Annotated in this window: 1 protein-coding gene; it reads left to right on the top strand. The window is 52.1% G+C overall.

All coding sequences use genetic code 11. From position 1 onward, the window contains the following. Positions 1 to 209: hypothetical protein (locus Q4563_RS22790; RefSeq protein ID WP_442903874.1), on the top strand; the 209-nt coding region annotated here is incomplete at its 5' end. Positions 210 to 234: the final 25 nt, after the last annotated feature.

Here is a 234-nt window from a genome sequence, read left to right as displayed (position 1 = left end):
GTATGGGTGAGCATGTGCTGATCACCTGTTTTGTGGTGGTGGTGATTGGCGGCATGGGCTCGATCAAGGGCGCTTTTGTGGCGGCCTTGATGGTCGGCATTGTCGATACCTTTGCCTCTGTGCTGTTTCCTGCGGTGTCGTCGATGGTGGTGTATATCCTGATGGCAGTGATTTTACTGATCAAGCCACAGGGCCTTTTTTCCAACTAAGGGCGGGATGTCGCGATGATATTTA

The sequence above is a fragment of the Gilvimarinus sp. 1_MG-2023 genome, from assembly GCF_030548285.1.
This window is presented reverse-complemented; position numbering and strand designations above follow the sequence as displayed.